Source organism: Catenulispora rubra (assembly GCF_015356825.1).
In the GTDB taxonomy this organism is placed as follows: domain Bacteria; phylum Actinomycetota; class Actinomycetes; order Streptomycetales; family Catenulisporaceae; genus Catenulispora; species Catenulispora rubra.
On record NZ_JAACYW010000660.1, the window covers coordinates 1 to 914 of the forward strand.

Here is a 914-nt window from a genome sequence, read left to right on the forward strand (position 1 = left end):
CCCCCGCCGACCCCGAAGGCGTCACCCGCACCAACTACTCCGACATGATCCTGGGCCCGACCGGCACCGAGATCTGGGCGATTCGCGAGACGACTCAGCTCACCGAGGTACTCACCGACCCCGCCCCGCGCACCACCCGCGACGTCGTCGCCATCCCGCTGTCCGGCGCGGGCGCCGGCGCCGGCGCCCACGATCCGGCCGCCCTGCGCGTCGTGGCCCGCTCCCACCACTTCCTGTCGACCATCCGCCTGAGCCCCGACGGCATGCGGCTGTCCTGGCTCGGCTGGGACCACCCGGTGATGCCCTGGGAGACCACCGACCTCATGGTCGCCTCGATCGTCGACGGCGTCGCGGTCGCGCAGGCCCGCGTCCTCGGCGGCGACGAGGTCTCCGTCGCGCAGGCCGAGTGGGCCGACGCCGACACCCTCTACGCGCTCGCCGACCCCGACGGCTGGTGGAACCTGTTCCGCGTCGACCTGGCCGGGGAGCAGACGGCCGCGACCAACGTCTTCCCGACCGAGACCGAGTGCGGCCACGCGATCTGGCGGGTCGGCTCCACGTCGTTCACCGTCACCGACGCCGGCGTGGTCCTGCGCCGCAGCCTCGGCGACGAGGCGCTGATCCTGTGGGACCCCGAGACCGGCGCGACCACCGACCTGGCCGCGGACTGGACCGAGTTCGCGACCTCCGTCAGCGGGGACGGCGCCGCCGCGATCGCCGTCGTCGCCGCGAGCCCCACCGAAGCCTCGACCCCGCTCCGCATCGACGTCGCCCGCCGCCACACCGTCCGCTGCGTCGAGCGCACCGCGTACCCGCACGAAGCCTGGGTCTCCGTCCCCGAACGCCGCCACGTCCAGGTCGACGGCGGCTGGCAGGTCCCGTACATCTACCACCCCCCGACCAACCCCTCGTAC

Annotated in this window: 1 pseudogene; it reads left to right on the forward strand. The window is 74.1% G+C overall.

Annotation, left to right across the window (positions count from 1 at the left end):
• Window positions 1-914: pseudogene (locus tag GWK61_RS54825) on the forward strand (hypothetical protein); the annotation flags it as partial.